Annotated in this window: 14 protein-coding genes and 1 tRNA gene; 6 read left to right on the top strand and 9 right to left on the bottom strand. The window is 64.4% G+C overall.

Annotation, left to right across the window (positions count from 1 at the left end; all coding sequences use genetic code 11):
- Window positions 1-4: 4 nt before the first annotated feature.
- From ACYCVF_RS19465 to ACYCVF_RS19445, 5 genes are all read right to left on the bottom strand, one after another.
- The gene (locus ACYCVF_RS19465; protein WP_459606594.1) at window positions 5-1276 is read right to left on the bottom strand and encodes an efflux RND transporter periplasmic adaptor subunit; all 1272 of its coding nucleotides are present in this window, start codon (window positions 1274-1276) and stop codon (window positions 5-7) included.
- The gene (locus tag ACYCVF_RS19460; protein ID WP_459598998.1) at window positions 1273-4455 is read right to left on the bottom strand and encodes an efflux RND transporter permease subunit; all 3183 of its coding nucleotides are present in this window, start codon (window positions 4453-4455) and stop codon (window positions 1273-1275) included. Before ACYCVF_RS19460 ends, ACYCVF_RS19465 begins: the two co-directional genes overlap by 4 nt.
- Before the next feature lie 86 nt (window positions 4456-4541).
- The gene (gene rpoH / locus ACYCVF_RS19455; protein ID WP_459598996.1) at window positions 4542-5456 is read right to left on the bottom strand and encodes an RNA polymerase sigma factor RpoH; all 915 of its coding nucleotides are present in this window, start codon (window positions 5454-5456) and stop codon (window positions 4542-4544) included.
- A 60-nt stretch (window positions 5457-5516) separates the two neighbouring features.
- Window positions 5517-6941 carry a sensor histidine kinase gene (locus tag ACYCVF_RS19450; RefSeq protein ID WP_459598994.1) on the bottom strand — a complete coding sequence of 475 codons (1425 nt, stop codon included), beginning with the start codon at window positions 6939-6941 and terminating at the stop codon, window positions 5517-5519.
- Between the two features lie 9 nt (window positions 6942-6950).
- The gene (locus tag ACYCVF_RS19445) at window positions 6951-7631 is read right to left on the bottom strand and encodes a response regulator transcription factor (RefSeq protein WP_459598992.1); all 681 of its coding nucleotides are present in this window, start codon (window positions 7629-7631) and stop codon (window positions 6951-6953) included.
- 492 nt (window positions 7632-8123) lie between these two features.
- Here ACYCVF_RS19445 and ACYCVF_RS19440 point away from each other — a divergent pair, with 492 nt between their 5' ends.
- Window positions 8124-8372 (top strand): hypothetical protein, encoded by a 249-nt coding sequence (locus ACYCVF_RS19440; protein ID WP_459598990.1) that lies wholly within the window; start codon window positions 8124-8126, stop codon window positions 8370-8372.
- A 288-nt stretch (window positions 8373-8660) separates the two neighbouring features.
- Entirely contained in the window at window positions 8661-9011 is a 351-nt protein-coding gene (locus ACYCVF_RS19435; protein WP_459598988.1) for a hypothetical protein, read from the top strand.
- A 408-nt stretch (window positions 9012-9419) separates the two neighbouring features.
- On the opposite strand, the gene ACYCVF_RS19430 is transcribed toward ACYCVF_RS19435, so the two are convergent.
- Window positions 9420-9493: transfer RNA gene (locus tag ACYCVF_RS19430), tRNA-Gly, on the bottom strand.
- A gap of 172 nt (window positions 9494-9665) precedes the next feature.
- On the opposite strand from ACYCVF_RS19430, the gene ACYCVF_RS19425 reads away from it, so the two are divergent.
- From ACYCVF_RS19425 to ACYCVF_RS19410, 4 genes are all read left to right on the top strand, one after another.
- Window positions 9666-10244: a methylated-DNA--[protein]-cysteine S-methyltransferase gene (locus tag ACYCVF_RS19425; RefSeq protein ID WP_459598986.1), complete on the top strand. Its 579-nt coding sequence runs from the start codon at window positions 9666-9668 to the stop codon at window positions 10242-10244.
- A gap of 9 nt (window positions 10245-10253) precedes the next feature.
- A complete protein-coding gene (locus tag ACYCVF_RS19420) occupies window positions 10254-11093 on the top strand; it encodes a helix-turn-helix transcriptional regulator (protein WP_459598984.1) in 840 nt (279 codons plus the stop codon).
- Window positions 11094-11147: 54 nt separating this feature from the next.
- Window positions 11148-11507, top strand: coding sequence for a VOC family protein (locus tag ACYCVF_RS19415; protein WP_459598982.1), 360 nt, complete (start codon window positions 11148-11150; stop codon window positions 11505-11507).
- Between the two features lie 179 nt (window positions 11508-11686).
- Window positions 11687-12154, top strand: coding sequence for a hypothetical protein (locus ACYCVF_RS19410; protein ID WP_459598980.1), 468 nt, complete (start codon window positions 11687-11689; stop codon window positions 12152-12154).
- On the opposite strand, the gene ACYCVF_RS19405 is transcribed toward ACYCVF_RS19410, so the two are convergent.
- From ACYCVF_RS19405 to ACYCVF_RS19395, 3 genes are all read right to left on the bottom strand, one after another.
- Entirely contained in the window at window positions 12151-13593 is a 1443-nt protein-coding gene (locus ACYCVF_RS19405; RefSeq protein ID WP_459598978.1) for an MATE family efflux transporter, read from the bottom strand. The genes ACYCVF_RS19410 and ACYCVF_RS19405 overlap by 4 nt on opposite strands.
- A 153-nt stretch (window positions 13594-13746) precedes the next feature.
- The gene (locus ACYCVF_RS19400) at window positions 13747-14811 is read right to left on the bottom strand and encodes a hypothetical protein (RefSeq protein ID WP_459598976.1); all 1065 of its coding nucleotides are present in this window, start codon (window positions 14809-14811) and stop codon (window positions 13747-13749) included.
- Window positions 14812-14914: 103 nt separating this feature from the next.
- Window positions 14915-15328 (bottom strand): PAS domain-containing protein, encoded by a 414-nt coding sequence (locus ACYCVF_RS19395; protein ID WP_459598974.1) that lies wholly within the window; start codon window positions 15326-15328, stop codon window positions 14915-14917.
- Window positions 15329-15340 lie beyond the last annotated feature (12 nt).

Raw genomic sequence — 15340 nt, 5'->3', positions numbered from 1 at the left:
GTCCCTAGCTGGCTTCGATCTTGCGAACGGCGACCTTGCTGCCTTCTGCCAGATTAACTGCCGGATTGAGCACGACATGATCGCCGGCCCGCACGCCGTCGCGCACTTCCACCGTGGTCCCGAAGTCCCGGGAGATCGACACCTGCTGAAATCGAACCGTGCCGTTCCGCACGACTACGACATGGAGGCCGTTCTGATCGAAGACGAGCGCGTCGGACGGAATTGTCACCGATGGCGTCTTGCGCGGAATTGACAATTCGACGGTGCAATAGATCCCGGGACTGAGCAGGCCATCGGGATTTGGGACGTCGATCTCGGTCAGCAGGGTCCGGCTCCCAGGCTGCAGCGCGGTCGCGATCCGCGTGACCTTGCCTGCAAACGTCCGCCCCGGAATCTCGGGGACGCGGATGTCCGCCTTGACGCCCGGCTCGACTCCGAACGCCTCGTCCTGCGGCACGAACACCTGGGTTCGGACCACGTCGGAATGCATCATCGTGAACATGAAGGTGGAACCTGCTTGCACCAGGCTGCCATTGTCCACGTTGCGCTGGGTGACCACGCCATCGAACGGCGCCACCACCCGCTGGTAAGCCTTCTCCTGCTGGAGGACGCGAATCTGCGCCTCCTGCGCTGCGATGTTCGACTGGGCGACGCCGACCGCACCTTGCTGCGCGCGCAGGGTGAGGCGGTCATTGTCGCCCTGTTGTGCCGTCAACCAGCCTTGCTTGACGAGATTGCTATCCCGCGAATTGGTGACGTCGGCCAGCTCCCGGCTCGCCTGCGCCTGCTGAAGCGCAGCCTGGTCCTGGGCGAGCGTCGCCTGCGCCTGCGCGATCTGCTGGTCAAGCTCCGGCGCAGTGATTTCCGCGAGGAGATCGCCCTTCTTGACCCGATCGCCGATGTCGACGTAGCGCTTCTCGATATAGCCACTGGTCCGCGCGAAAATGTTGGCTGCCTCGAACGCAGTCGTCGTCGCCGGCAAGCTCACCTTCATGATGTCGCCGCTTGGCTTGACTGTCGCCACCCGGACTTCCGGAACGTTGGTCCGGACCTGCTCCGCCACAGCGGCAACGTCACGTGTGGCCTCGTAGTGTCGCCACCCGCCGATACCGAGGCCGCCCGCAAGCAGGAGGAGCGCACCTCCCCCGAGCAGCGCGCCACCGTAACGGCGTCCAGATTGCGCGTTGTTACCAGGCAACTCCACGACCCGGAGGCTCTCTGTCCCCGGGCGACCTCTCGTCCCCTCGTCATCGGTCCTTGCGCGAACATCACTCATTCAGGTTGCTCCTCGAATACGCCGTGGCGAGGCTTGCCGTCGTTGCCCTTGCGCAGCATGGCAAAGAGATAAGGCACGATCAGCAGGGTGGTCGGGGTTGCGAACAGCAGCCCGCCGATGACCGCCCGCGCGAGCGCGGCATTCTGTTCCTCGCCCGGGCCGCCAATCGCCATCGGGATCATGCCCACGATCATCGCGGCCGCAGTCATCAGCACGGGCCGGATCCTCGTCCGGCCCGCGCTGAGCGCCGCCTGGAAGGCCGAGTGTCCCTTCAACTGCTCGTCACGCGCGAACGTCACGAGCAGGATGGAATTAGCGGAGGCAACGCCGATCGCCATGATCGCGCCCATCAGCGAAGGTACGTTCAGCGTGGTCCCGGTGATGAACAGCATCGTCACGATGCCGCAGAATGTCGCCGGCAGCGCCATGATGACGACGAAGGGATCGCCGAAGTTCTGGTAGTTCACGACCATCAGCAGATAAACCAGGATGGCCGCAAACAGCAGTCCGATCCCGAGATCGCGGAACGACTGATGCATGCTCTGGATCTGTCCCAGAACCTGAATCGAATTGCCTGGCTGCAGCTGCTTCTGCAGGGTTGACGTCACCTTGTCGATATCGGCCGCGACGCTGCCGAGATCGCGGCCCTGGACGCTCGCATAGACGTCGAACACCGGCTGCACATTGGCCTGGTTCGAGTTGGTGGGAACGGTGCCCCGCTTGAAGGTGGCGACATTGCTGAGCAGGCCGGGCACCGTCTGCCCGCTTGCGGCAAGCGAGGCCGACACTGGCGTGTTGCCCAACGCGTTTAGCGAATTGGCCCTGTATTCGGGCGTCTGCACGGCCAGATAATAGGGGATGCCTGACGTCGGATCGGTCCAGAAATTCGGCGAGACCTGTGAGGACGAACTGAGGCTGACATTGATATTGGTCGCCACCGTGCTCGCATTGAGGCCGAGCTGCGCGGCGCGGGTACGGTCGATGTCGGCGTAGAGCGCGGGAGCATCCACTTCCTGCTGCAGATGTGCATCAACCACGCCGGGGATCGCCGCGAGACTCTTCTGCAGCTCCTTGGCCACGGCCAGGTTGTTGTTGCCGTAACCGACCGTGCGGACATCGATCTGCGCTGGAAGACCGAAGTTCAGGATCTGCGTGACGATATCGGCCGCCTGGAAGTAGAAGGTATCCTCCGGGAATGCTGTCGGCAGCACCTGCCGCAGCTTCCTGATGTAATCCGCAGTCGGCTTGTGCCCGTCCTTCAGCGAGACGAGGATGGTGCCGTCGTTCACCCCGATGGTCGAGCCATCAGTGAATGCGAGATTGTAGGCCCGCGCGGGGAGTCCGATGTTGTCGACGATCAGCGCCCGGTCGCGCTCGGGAATGACCTCGCGGATCTTGTCCTCGACAGCCTGGAAAATCGCTTCCGTCCGCTCGATGCGAGTGCCTGCGGGCGCGCGAACATGGAGCTGGATCTGGCCACCGTCGATCAAAGGATAGAAGTCCCTGCCGACATAGGCGAACATGGTGGCTCCGAGCGCCAGCACCAGCACGGCGACAACGGGCACGACGACGCGATGCCGCAGCAACGCCAATAGAAGATCGGAATAGCCATCGCGCAGGCGCTCGAACCCGCGCTCGAACATGTCCGAGGCGCGCGCGAAGATGCCCGACGGGCGTTCGCCCTCGCCATGGCGCCGCTCGCTCTTGAGCAGCAGGCCGATGGTGATCGGCGTGAGCGTGCGCGACAGCCCGTAGGACGCGAGCATCGCGAACACCACGGCGAGCCCGAGCGGCGTGAACAGGTACTTGGCCGGGCCCTCCAGAAACACGACCGAGGTGAACACGCAACTGATCGCGAGTGTCGACACCAGCGTCGGCACCGCGATCTCGGCGGCTCCGTGCAGGGTCGCCTCCGACAGCGGCATGCCTTCCTCGGTCCAGAGCCGGTGCGTGTTCTCGATCGTCACCGTCGAATCGTCGACGAGAATGCCGACCGCAAGCGCGAGGCCGCCGAGCGTCATCGTGTTGAGGGTTTCGCCCAGGAAATAGAGGACAATCAGCGAGGACAGCATCGCCAGCGGGATCGAGATCAGGACGACCAGCGTCGACCGCCACGATCCCAGAAACACCAGGATCATCAGCGCCGTCAGACCAGCCGCGATGGCCCCTTCGCGCAGTACGCCATCGACCGAATGAGTGACGAATATCGACTGGTCGAACAGCTCGTTGATCTTCAACCCCGCCGGGGCCGACGCGCGGATCGACTTCAGGGCCGCCTTCACGCCGTTGACGACAGCGAGCGTTGAGGCATTTCCGTTCTTGATGATGCTGAGCAGGACGGCCCGGTGGCCGTCCTCGCGCACGATGTTCTGCTGGACCTGGGCGCCGTCGCGGACCTGGGCGACGTCCTTCAGGAAGATCGTGGCCCCGTTCGCGAACTTGACCGGGATCATGTTGAGATCCTGGATCGTGGCTGGCGTCGCGTTGGTGCGAACGGTGTACTGGGTGTCGCCGATCTTGGTCGTGCCGGTCGGCAGCGTCAGGTTCTGGGTGTTCACCGCGTTGACGATGTCGAGCGGCGTCAATCCGCGCGACAGCAGCTTGTTCGGATCGATGTCGACCATGATCTGGCGATACTTGCCACCGGCAGGCGTTGGCAGGGTCACGCCAGGAACGGGTGCCAACTGTTGACGGACCCGGTAGATGCCGAAATCGTAGAGTTGCTGCTCATTGAGGTTGTTCGACTGGAGGCTGAGCTGGAGCACCGGCACGCTCGATGCATTGAACTGCACGATGATCGGCGGCTGGATGCCCGGCGGCATCAAGGCGCGGATCGCATTGGTGGCCGAAACGATCTGAGAGATCGCCAGATCGAGATTGACGTCCGGTTGGAAGTAGATCTTCTGAACCGAGAGGCCGTTGAGGGTCTGCGCCTCGATATTCTTGATGCCGCTGACGTTGGCGCTGATCGAATACTGGCTGTAGGTGCTGACGCGCTGCTCCATCTCCGGCGTCGACAGGCCGGTGTAGCTCCAGATGACCGTGACGACGGGGATCCGGATCTCCGGGAATATATCGGTGGGCATCGAGCGGATCGCGATGCCGCCGAGGAACAGGATCAGCGCGGCGAGCACGTAGAATGTGTGCGGAAGCCGCAGCGCAAAGCGAACAATTCCCATGGTGGCCTGCCTGGAGCAAATGACGCGAGATCGTCGGACAAGTGATGACGATCGGACCTCGGTCCAAGTGAAATCGAATTCAGAGGTTACATGCGGCCGCGCGGCACGTCCTGCGCGGCGAGCACGACCGCCCGCTTGACCTTGGCAAAGGCGCGAATCTCGATCTGCCTGACACGTTCGCTGGAAATGGACAGTTCGCGGGCCAGTTGGTCGAGCGTGGCAGGGTACTCGGTCAGCCGCCGTGCCTCGAAGACACGACGTTCCCGCGCCGCAAGTCCGCCCAGCGCAACACGCAAGGCCTTGGCGCGCCGCTCGGTCTGCTCGTGGTCGGCCAGCACCGTCTCGGCATCGATTGCCCCATCGACCAGCAAGGCTTCCAGCTCGCTTCCGCCGTCCTCGTCACCAACGCGCGCATTCAGGGACAAGTCGCCGTTCAGCCGCGCGTCCATCTCGATCACGTCACGTGCGGTGACTTGGAGCTTGCCGGCAATCACCTCGACGACGTCGGGTGTAAGCCCGGCCATCACGCTGCCGGTGGTCTTCCTGATCTCGCTGCGGAGCTTGAAAAACAGCTTCTTCTGCGCGGCCGTGGTCCCGATCTTGACGAGGGACCAGGACCGCAGGATGTATTCATGAATGGCGGCCTTGATCCACCAGACCGCATAACTGGAGAATCGCGCGCCGCGGCCTGGCTCGAAGCGTGACGCTGCGATCACGAGGCCGAGATTCGCTTCCGCGATCAGATCGACCAATGGCAAGCCGTATCCCTTGTAGCCTCGCGCCAGCTTGGCTGCGAGCCGAAGATGGCTGGTGACGAGCGCATCCGACGCGCTGCGGTCCCGCGTCTCCTGCCAGCGGCGTGCCAGCTGCTGCTCCTGACCCGACTCGAGCAGGTCGTAGCGCCGGATGGCGGCGGAATACGCACTGAGGAACGGCGCCGACACCGCTGTGTCCGGCACGGCAACGGGACGGCGGTTCGCAACTTCGTGGCTAGTCTGCATCTGCCCCTCCTATGTTCCAGGCTGGTTGATCGATATCGAAAGCTTCGCGTGTCATCCGGCTCATCCCATCTGATCGGCGCTTGCATGTTGCAATGTCCTGAACCCGCGGGTTGTGGACTTGCCCGTCGTGCCGGTCCAGGCAAGGATCTCGACCCGCCCTCCGCGCCCGGGGCCAATGATCAGCCGAAAGCCGTGCAGCTTGACGATCGCGGCCACCAGGCTCAGTCCGAGACCGACGCCTGGCGTATTGCGCATTTTTTCCGAGCGATAGAACCGCCGCAGCACCGCCTCGCGCTCCTGTTCGCCGATGCCGGGCCCGGTATCGCTCACGCGCACCAGCGCGGTGCCATCTTGCGCTTCCAGCGCGAGCTCCACCCGCCCGTTTGGCGGCGTGAACTTAAGGGCATTGTCCACGAGATTGGCGACTGCCTCGAACAGCAGGTCCCGGTCACCCCACGCCTGCACATTGCGCTCGATGACGACACCGAGCGCGATCCGCTTGTCTTCGGCGATCGGCTCATAGAGGTCGCACACCTCCCGAAGGATCTCGTCGAGCGCGACGTCGCCAAATCCGGCCATGCGGCGGCTGTTCTCGATCTCGGTCAGGCGCAGCAAGGCAGTGACGATTGCGAGCGACTGGTCGATGCCGGCAATGGCCTTGTCCACGATCTCCTGGAGTTCTTCCAACGTTACGGCATGCGTTCGCCCGCGCTCCAGTGCCAGGCGGACGCGCGTGAGCGGAGTCCTGAGGTCGTGAGCGATGTCGTTTCCGACGCCGGCAAGCGCATTGATCATGGCCTCCATCTCGTCGAGCATGCCGTTCACGATGCTGGCCAGCCGCGCGAAGGAATCGTCCGTGTTGCCCTCGGGAAGCCGCTCGCGCAGCTCGCCGGCCACGATCCGTTGGACCCGCTGGTTGACCTCCTCGACGCGCCGTTGGGCGCGGACGCTCAACCAGACTCCAGCCATCAGGCAGAGGCTGAAGGCCGGCAGCAGCCCCAGAGCCAGCGCCTCACCCACGACGCTCGATATCTCGCGCGTCTCGTCGACGTTCCGCCCCATCACCAGGACATCGCCTCCATCGAGACGTCTGCCGATCGCCCTGACGACTGGAACTTGGAATGCCGGTCTTCCCCCGAGATCAAGCCGCACGCCCTGGACTGAGCCGTCCAGCCCGAGCCTGTGCGGCAAATGGTCGATGTTGCCGGCCAGCCTGTTGCCGGCGGCATCGAACAGTCCTGCGTATTGCACACCCCTGGAATCCTGCTGGAGGTGATCCGAGATCGCACTGACGCGGCGAGCCGGCGGCAGATCTGCGATGAAATGAATCTGCGTGGTGATCATGCGATCGGATCGCGCGACCAGATAGTTGTCGAGCTTCCAGTAGATGAACGCGAACAGTCCGACCACGAACAGCGCGAACGCAGCCGCCACGGCCAGAGCCCAAAGGAAAGTGTTGGAGCGGATCAACTGGAGCTGGCGCATCGTCCGCCCCTATTGCCGCAGTCGAAGGACGAAGCCGGAGCCTCGAACGTTGTGGATGAGCTGCGCCTCTCCGGGACCGTCGACCTTGTGGCGAAGCCGCCCCATATGTACGTCGATCAGGTTCGTGGTCGCCGGAACGAACTTGTAGTTCCAGACCTCCTCGAGCAGCATTGCACGCGTCAGCAGCTGATCGTTCCGGCGCATCATGTACTCGAGCAGGCGAAATTCGCGCGGCAAGAGGTCAAGCTCGCGCTCACCACGCCGCGCGGTCCGGTCGATCAGATCGAGCTCAAGCGGGCCGACATGAAGAATGGTCTCGCGGCTATCGATTGGACGGCGCAGCAACGCCTCGATCCGCGCGACCAGCTCGACCAGCGCAAAGGGCTTTGTGAGATAATCATCTCCGCCCATGCGCAATCCGCGGACTCGGTCATCCACCGCACCGAGCGCACTGAGAACCAGCACGGGCGTCCTGACCTGATCCTTGCGCAGCGCCTCGATGACGGTCAGCCCGTCCATGCCGGGCAGCATGCGATCGACGATCATGGCGTCCGGGCTCGAGGCGCGGGCACGGTCGAGACCATCGACACCGTCGCCGGCCCATTGCACTTCGAAGCCGCGATCGGCGAGCTCGGCGACTATCGCTTCGGCGGTTTCGGCGTCGTCCTCGATCAGGAGAATTCGGTTCATGATCTTCGCTCCACGTTCCGCGCAGCGTCTTGGCGCGCGGTGAGGAAGCGTGGGTTCAGCGGCGCGCGGCGTCATGTTCGGCTACCGCGCGCACCGAACCCGCGGCCCTGAGGTCGCCTGATGCCGACTGCTCGCTGTGGTGTGAGATAGGCTTGCGGCGCTGGCGCTGCCATTGAATTCCAGTTCATGTTGCGGACTGCTCGCCTCACGAGCAACGCCAACGCAGGGATGAAGCGTGTTGCCATTGTCTCGATCATCTTGCGGGCTCCGCTGCGAGCTGCATTGGATCGAACATATGCCCTTAGCGCACGCGCTGTAGTTTCAGGAGCCACGAACCTTGTGCATTCGCACGATCGTGGTTGCGACGCTGCATCGGCTCACACGCCGTTGAACGCGAGTGAGCAATTCGTGCGTTTGGATCGCACCCGATCGTACACACTTCGATCACGAGCCGGCTTGGTTCGGCCTGATGTTCATCAATGGAGAGAGCGAATGACCACGTCCAAACTGTTGTCGATGGGACTGATTGCTGCCGCAATGCTCGGCGGGCCCGTAATGGCGCGCGAGCATCACGGCGTCGTGCGCGAGCCCGCCGTGGCGGTCGACACGGCCGCAACGAGCTCGCCCTTGTATTATCCCAGCGAACGCACCTGCGTTCCGGCGCCGCGCGTCGGTGCCTTCGCCACCGCGCCGTGGACCGGCAACAACGTGCCGTGCGAGCCGGGCACCGGCAGCTTCTGATCGCGCTGGCCCGTCCGGGCGGATGACGCCGCCGGCCGCCGCACATCGAATGACAGGGAGCGGGCTGGTCCATTCAGTCCGCTCCTCGCGCGCACGCCGCCACTGCGCGTCGTGTGTCGACCTTCGTGAGTAGTGAACTGATATATTGACGCCGAATTCAGTTGGATTGCCGTGCATCGCTCCTACCTCTCTTGCATCACACGCCCAGTCATCAGCAGCCTCGCGCGCAGCAAGATGCGTCAGCGGCTTCCAGGATGTCCGGGCAGCTCAACACGAGAGGAGCTTTCCATGAAACGAGCCATCATGATTCTGGCAACAGCAGCACTCGCTTCGACGCTGGCGATCGGCGCGGCCGACGCGCACGGCGGTGGTGGCGGCGGCCACGGCGGCTTCGGCGGCGGCGCACATGCGGGCTTTGGCGGCGGCGCACATTTCGGCGGCATGGGCCACGCGGGAGGATTCGGCGGCGCCCGGTTCGGCGGCGAGCACCTCGGCTTCGTCGGTCATACCGGCGGTTTCCGCCAGCATGCATTTCACCGCTACGGCCGGCCCGGATATGGATTCTACGGCGCCTATCCCGATTGCTATGACTGGTACGAGTTGCATCCCGGCCGGCCATTGCCCCTGAGCTGCAGCTAGTGCCGCGCGCATGGCGTCCGATCGGTCAGGACCTCACGACGTCATGACCCGGGCCGATCGGGCTGCGCAGCTTCATGCGGGACATCGGCATGCGTTACGGCGAACACGCATTCTCGCATTCTCGCGATCTTTTCGGCCGAGCTTTGCTTCGCTCGGCCGTCAATTCCGTCAACAAGCTCACCGTAACTTCGGCATCGATTCCATGCAGACAACAACGCGCGATGCTTCGCCGGAAAGCGGAGCGGATCCCGAAGCGCTTCTGTGACAGACGTTTAGGTCTGGCCCCCGATCAAAATTCGGGTTTCGACCCGCCTTGGCTGAGATTTTGTACAAGCGTTGTACCAAGCTTCCCAAAAGACGGGAAACTCTCGTCCAAAATGCCCGCAACCCCCTGTCCAGCACGTGAATTGGAGCGGGCGAAGGGAATCGAACCCTCGTATGCAGCTTGGGAAGCTGCCGTTCTACCATTGAACTACGCCCGCGGATTGCGCTCCGCGCATCCCCTGATTAGCCGAGACGGCGCGTCCCGCCAAGCGCTTTGGCGCGGGCGGCCTCGCGCTTGTTGATTTTCGAGTAAGATTCCACGTGCGCCGGATTGTGGCGGTGTTATGATCACGTGTCTGGAGCGAAACGTGCACTGAGTGGGGCGTGTGCATGGTGGGGCGTGCTTACGCGATATTCGACACGGCCATAGGGCGCTGTGGCATCATCTGGAGCAGCAGCGGCGTAGTCGCCGTGCAATTGCCGGAGGCGCGGGAGATCGACACCCGTCGCCGCATTTTCCATGCCCATCGCGAGGCGCGGGAGCAGCGGCCCTCCGAAAACGCCGAGCTTGCGATCGAGGGGATCGTCGCCCTGCTGCAAGGCAGCGACCCCGATTTCTCCGACGTCAGCCTGGACGCCGGTGGGGTGCCCGGCTTCAACAGGCGGGTCTACGAGTACACCTGCACCATCCGGCGCGGGGAAACGCGCACCTGTCACGACATCGCCAAGGCGCTGGGCGCCTCCGGCGCCGTGCATTCGGTGGCACAGGCGATCGCCAAAAATCCCTACATGCTGATCGTGCCCTGCCACCGGGTGTTGGAGGCCGGCAATTACACCGACCGTCTTTCGCCCTATGGCGGCGTGGTCTCCAAGCGACGGCTGCTGGCGCTCGAAGGCGCCCATCCCGTCGCCAGCAAGACGCTGTTCGAGGTGCTGCTGCCCGTTGCTCCGCCCCGCGCGCCTACTTAGATAGGCGGCATGGACGCGACCACACTGCTGACGACACCATCCATGACGGTCTCCGAATTTCGCTGCGATGCGGGGCCGGACGACACGCCGTTTGCCGAATGCCGCACCGGCCATTCCATCGCCTATGTCCGGTCCGGCAGCTTCGGCTGCCGTTGCCGCGCCGGGTTCTTTGAGCTCGTGGCAGGCTCGATGCTGGTCGGCGCCCCCGGTGAGGAATACACCTGCACGCATGAGCACGTGGCCGGCGACGTTTGCCTGTCCTTTTTCCTCAGTGAGGCCATGGTCGACGAACTAGGCGGACGTCGCGAGGTCTGGCGAGTCGGCGCGACGCCGCCGCTGCCAGAGCTGATGGTGCTGGGCGAGCTCGCGCAAACGGCAGCAGATGGCAACAGCGACCTCGGTCTCGACGAGATCGGCCAGATCCTGGCCGGCCGCTTCATTGACGTTGTCTCAGGCAAGACGCGCAAGCCTGCCACGCCCACCGCGCGCGACCGCCGCCGCGCGGTCGAGGCGGCGCTTTGGATCGACCGCAATTCGGTTGGCGACGTCGACCTGGAACAGGCTTCGCGGCAGGTAGGCCTCAGCCCGTTTCATTTCCTGCGGCTGTTCTCAAGCGTGCTGGGCGTCACCCCACATCAATACCTGGTGCGCTCACGGCTCCGGCATGCGGCGCGGCTGCTCACCGATGACGACATCGCGATTACCGACATCGCCTACGACGTCGGCTTCGGCGATCTCTCCAACTTCGTCCGCACCTTCCACCGTGCCGCCGGCGTATCGCCGACCAGGTTCCGCCAGGCCTCGAAGGGACAGCGCAAGATTCTCCAAGAGCAGCTTGCCCTCAACTGACTACGATCGTCTCCGGCGCGCGCCATCGCGGCGCGCTTTGCAATGGAGACGAACATGTACGACCATATCGGATTGCGTGTTGCCGACCTCGACGCCGCCACTCGCTTCTACACTGCAGTGCTGGCGCCGCTCGGCTACGTCCTGTGCTCGAGCGGCGATGGTTATGCCGGCTTCGGGCCGAAGGGCGAGCCGGCGCTGTGGCTGCACCTGAACAGGGGCCGCAAGGCCGACGGCGTCCACATCGCGTTTCGCGCCAAGGATCATGACGCGGTGAAGGTGTTCCACACTGAAGGGTTGAAGAGCGGCGGCCGCGACAATGGCGGCGCCGGGCCGCGCAAGGATTACAGCCCGACCTATTATGCGGCGTTCCTGATCGACCCCGATGGCAACAATGTCGAGGCGGTTTGCTTGTGAGGACGGTAGCCTTCACCGCACGTTCGCCGTCGTGCCCCGGCTCGACCGCGGCATGACTTTTCCGCCGGCAGCATCGTGATCCTTCTCACAGAGCGGCTTACTCGCCTGCCGTAACCATCATGGTGTGCGTCCGGTTGACTCCGCTCTCCCGGCGGAGCCGCGCACGCGAGGAGCATGCCATGAGAGGTGCGGACAAGGTGATCTGCCAGGCAGCCGCCGTGCTGCTGCTGTTTTGCGTCGCGAGCTCGCCCGCGAAGGCGCAGTTCGCCGGCTTCGGCGGAGGCGCCGGCGGCGAGGACATGATGACCCAGATGGCTCCGATGCTGGAGATGATGAAGGCGAAGATGGGCAAGCGCCGCTTTGCCATGCTGATGCAGACCATGGGCCCGATGATGATCCGCATGATGGAGAACGGCGGCGGCCTCAGTGGCGGCAATTGGGGCGGCGGATTCGGTGCGCCGAACTACGGCGGCTACACGCCGATGGGCGGCGGCACTATGCCGGCCGGGTTCGGCGGCATGGGTGGCGGCGACGTCATGGGCATGCTCGGCGGAACCGGGGGCGGCGACATGATAGCGATGATCCCGCAATTGATGCGACTTGCCAATGTCGGCGGCGACGGCCATCGCCGCCGCAAGCATCGCTAGTCGACAGCCGACAGCGCCGGCCTGATCGCAGGTTTCGTCTCGCGCGGTCCCCAGCGGGTCAGCACCACGCTGGAGCACGAGAGCAGGCCGAGCACGACCATCGAGCTGGCGGCGAGCCAGAAGAAGCTCTGCGCGGTGGCGTCGTGGGTCGACAGCCACCATCCGATCGCTGCGATGTAGATCAGCCGCGCGGTCTGTGCCAGCACCGGTCCGATCACCTTCGCGGCGCCTTGCGATGAAAAATACATCGTCGTTGCAAGGCCGAAGAAGGCGTAGAACGGGCCGACCGTCGAGAGATATTGACGGCTCGCCGCGCGCACGGCCGCGCTGTCGGTGAAAATGTTGACCCAGAGATCGGGGAAGATCGCAACCAGGCACGCCGGTGCGCCGACCGCCACGAACGCGGCCACACTGGCGATCCAGGCGATGCGCCGGGCGCGCGCGATGCGGCCCGCTCCGATCGCCATCCCGACCATCGGCACACAGGCGATGCCGAACGAGAATGCGATGGAGGTGAGCAGGAATTCGAGCCGCGCGCCGATGCCGTAGCCGGCGAGGATCGCGGTGCCGAACTTCGCCAGCATGTGGGTGAAGATCGAGATCGTCAGCACCGATTGCAGCGGCGAGAAGCAGGCGATGGCGCCGACCTTGAGAATGTCGAAGAACATCGCCCATTGGACGCGCAAGCCCCTCAGCTGCAAGGCGATGCGGGCGCGGCCCGAGAACAGGTACCAGCCCATGATGCCGATGTTCATGGAATAGGCGATCAGCGCGCCGGCGGCGACACCGCGCATGCCGAGCTGCGGCACCGGGCCGAGTCCGAGGCCGAGCGTGCCGCCGAGCACGATCTGCCAGACCGCGGAGTTGAGGATCAGGAACGACGGCAGCTTCATGTTGCCGGTGCCGCGCAAGACGCCCGCCATGGTGTTGAGCAGCCAGGGCAGCACCGCGCCGCCGAAGAACACCTGTGTGTAGGCGACCGCATGCGTCAGCACATCACCGCGGCCGCCGAGCATTTCGAGAACGCGCGGCCCGAAGATCAGCATGCCCAGCATGAAGACCAGACCGAAGCTGATGCCGATCAGGATCGCATGCACAGCGAGCGTCCCGGCGCGCTCGCGATCTCCGGCACCGAGCGCGCGCGCGATGGCGGAAGCGACCGCGCCGCCCATGGCGCCGCCCGACATCGTCATGGTCAGGATCACGGTGGGAAACACCAGCGCCATTGCCGCGAGCGCCTCGACACCAAGCCGGCCGATATAGGAGGTCTCCGCAATCACCACGCAGATGCCGGCCGATAAGCCGATCACGTTCGGCCAGGCGAGGGAGAGCAGCGTGCGCAGGATCGGCCCGTCGGTCAGCGCGCTTCTCACCGGCGCCGGGGGCGGCGGCAGCGGGCGCTCCTGCTCATCGACCGGGATCTCGGCGATGTCGGACATGTCCTCTCCCGGGCACGAGCGCCATTTGCGGCGCGGCGATCATTGGTGTGCCAATGATTTTGGCTCGCGCGAAGGCGCGGCGAGCGGCTTGTTAGCACGGCCGGCGCCGATTCTTCCTGCGCCTGATGCAGGCGTGCCCTGCGGCAGCGCAATTCAACGAATGAATGACTCGACCGTCCACACCAGCGGCGGGCGGCCGCCCTTGGCCGGACGCATGTGTACGCCGATGTGCCGCCCGCATCCCGCAGCCAGCCCTTCGAACAATCCCTCCAGCACCCTGGCGCAGGCGGGGTGATAGTCGACGACGTCGTCCATCAATCTCCAGCTCTGCTGACGTATTTCGAACGTCCCTTCCGATTGCATCATCTCGGCCGCGTCATCCTGTGCGGCGAGCAGCGCGTTCAGGAACGATGCGAACTCGCGCGTACCTCCGCGGCTCATCGCGAGCGCCGCCGCCACCTCGTCGAAATACTGCATCCCGATCAGCTTGCCGGTGAGATGCAGGAGATGGCCGGCATCCTCCGGACCGAACAGCTGCACCATCACGGGCGCAGCGGTGCGGACATATTCCATGGCATAGTTGCGATAGGCTTTTTCCAGACGCGGCTTCGGCCAACTCGCGACCGGCAGCGCCGGTGCGGTCCCGGCATCGAACAACGGGGCCTCGATATGGCGCGCGAACACCAGGCGCTGGTCGAGTTCGAGCGGATGGTCGTATTGATGATAGTAGCCTTCGAGCCCATCCTGGCCATCGACGCTCTGCTTGGTGCAGACGAAGCCCAGACGCAAATCGCCGAGCGCGACGCCGTTGTTGGCGTGCCAGCCGCGCAGCATCGCGCGGCTGACCTCGCCCGGCACGCCGCAGATTGCGGTGCCCTTCCAGATCCAGCGCGGCGGCGGATAACGGATCCAGGCCTTGGTATCGCTCTCATACATGTATTCGACATGCACGCCGCCGATCCAGTTGGAGAGATAGTGGTATTGCGCAGCGGCCACCGCTGGCGGAAGATGACCGAGTCCGAGCTTTTCGAGCCCCGGCAGGAAGCGCTCCTGCTGCTGGCGGCGGAATACACGGAAGACGAATTCAGCGGCATCGGCCGTGCCTCGCCGCGTGACCACGGTGAGGATCAGGCCGGTGAAGTAGGCGTGATAGAGATCGGCGACCGCGCGCCAGCGCGTCCATTGCGCTTGCTGCGCGGGGTCCGATGCGGCGGTCATGTTCGCTCCCGATCGTTGTTTGATCGAGTGTGTCACTGCATCGGGTCGCAGACAACATGATGCGCGTGCAGGACGCCCTGCACGGCAGCCCGTCAATTCCGCATCACGAACTTTGCGCAGCCTTGGCGGCGCGCTCGCGTTCGACGCGTTCGGTGACGTCGCGCGCCATCGCAACTGATCCCTGCACGCGACCTTCGGCGTCGCGCACGAGCGCGAAGGTCATCTCGATGTAGAGCTTGCGCCCGCTCTGGTGCAGCGCGCGAGTCAGAGTCGGTCGTCCCGCCAACTTCATTACGCCGCTGGCGAGAGCGGCCTCGAAACCCTTCCAGTGCGCCGCGCGCAGATGTTCGGGGATGATCAGGTCGAGGTTCTGTCCGAGCGCTTCGTCCGCCGGGAAACCGAACAGCGTGGTCGATGCGCGATTCCAGCGGATGATCGTGCCGGAGCGATCGGAATAGATCAGCGCGTCCGCGACGTCTTCGATGATGTTTGCGTCGAGATCGGATGGATTGCTCATCTCGTCACCTCG

This window comes from Bradyrhizobium cedriense (genome assembly GCF_054602315.1).
This window is presented reverse-complemented; position numbering and strand designations above follow the sequence as displayed.

Excerpts from the sequence above, each read along its gene's own strand:
- ACYCVF_RS19465 (WP_459606594.1), bottom strand. The coding sequence starts at position 1,276 with ATGAGTGATGTTCGCGCAAGGACCGATGACGAGGGGACGAGAGGTCGC.
- ACYCVF_RS19460 (WP_459598998.1), bottom strand. The coding sequence starts at position 4,455 with ATGGGAATTGTTCGCTTTGCGCTGCGGCTTCCGCACACATTCTACGTG.
- rpoH (WP_459598996.1), bottom strand. The coding sequence starts at position 5,456 with ATGCAGACTAGCCACGAAGTTGCGAACCGCCGTCCCGTTGCCGTGCCG.
- ACYCVF_RS19450 (WP_459598994.1), bottom strand. The coding sequence starts at position 6,941 with ATGCGCCAGCTCCAGTTGATCCGCTCCAACACTTTCCTTTGGGCTCTG.
- ACYCVF_RS19445 (WP_459598992.1), bottom strand. The coding sequence starts at position 7,631 with ATGAACCGAATTCTCCTGATCGAGGACGACGCCGAAACCGCCGAAGCG.
- ACYCVF_RS19440 (WP_459598990.1), top strand. The coding sequence starts at position 8,124 with ATGACCACGTCCAAACTGTTGTCGATGGGACTGATTGCTGCCGCAATG.
- ACYCVF_RS19435 (WP_459598988.1), top strand. The coding sequence starts at position 8,661 with ATGAAACGAGCCATCATGATTCTGGCAACAGCAGCACTCGCTTCGACG.
- ACYCVF_RS19425 (WP_459598986.1), top strand. The coding sequence starts at position 9,666 with ATGGTGGGGCGTGCTTACGCGATATTCGACACGGCCATAGGGCGCTGT.
- ACYCVF_RS19420 (WP_459598984.1), top strand. The coding sequence starts at position 10,254 with ATGGACGCGACCACACTGCTGACGACACCATCCATGACGGTCTCCGAA.
- ACYCVF_RS19415 (WP_459598982.1), top strand. The coding sequence starts at position 11,148 with ATGTACGACCATATCGGATTGCGTGTTGCCGACCTCGACGCCGCCACT.
- ACYCVF_RS19410 (WP_459598980.1), top strand. The coding sequence starts at position 11,687 with ATGAGAGGTGCGGACAAGGTGATCTGCCAGGCAGCCGCCGTGCTGCTG.
- ACYCVF_RS19405 (WP_459598978.1), bottom strand. The coding sequence starts at position 13,593 with ATGTCCGACATCGCCGAGATCCCGGTCGATGAGCAGGAGCGCCCGCTG.
- ACYCVF_RS19400 (WP_459598976.1), bottom strand. The coding sequence starts at position 14,811 with ATGACCGCCGCATCGGACCCCGCGCAGCAAGCGCAATGGACGCGCTGG.
- ACYCVF_RS19395 (WP_459598974.1), bottom strand. The coding sequence starts at position 15,328 with ATGAGCAATCCATCCGATCTCGACGCAAACATCATCGAAGACGTCGCG.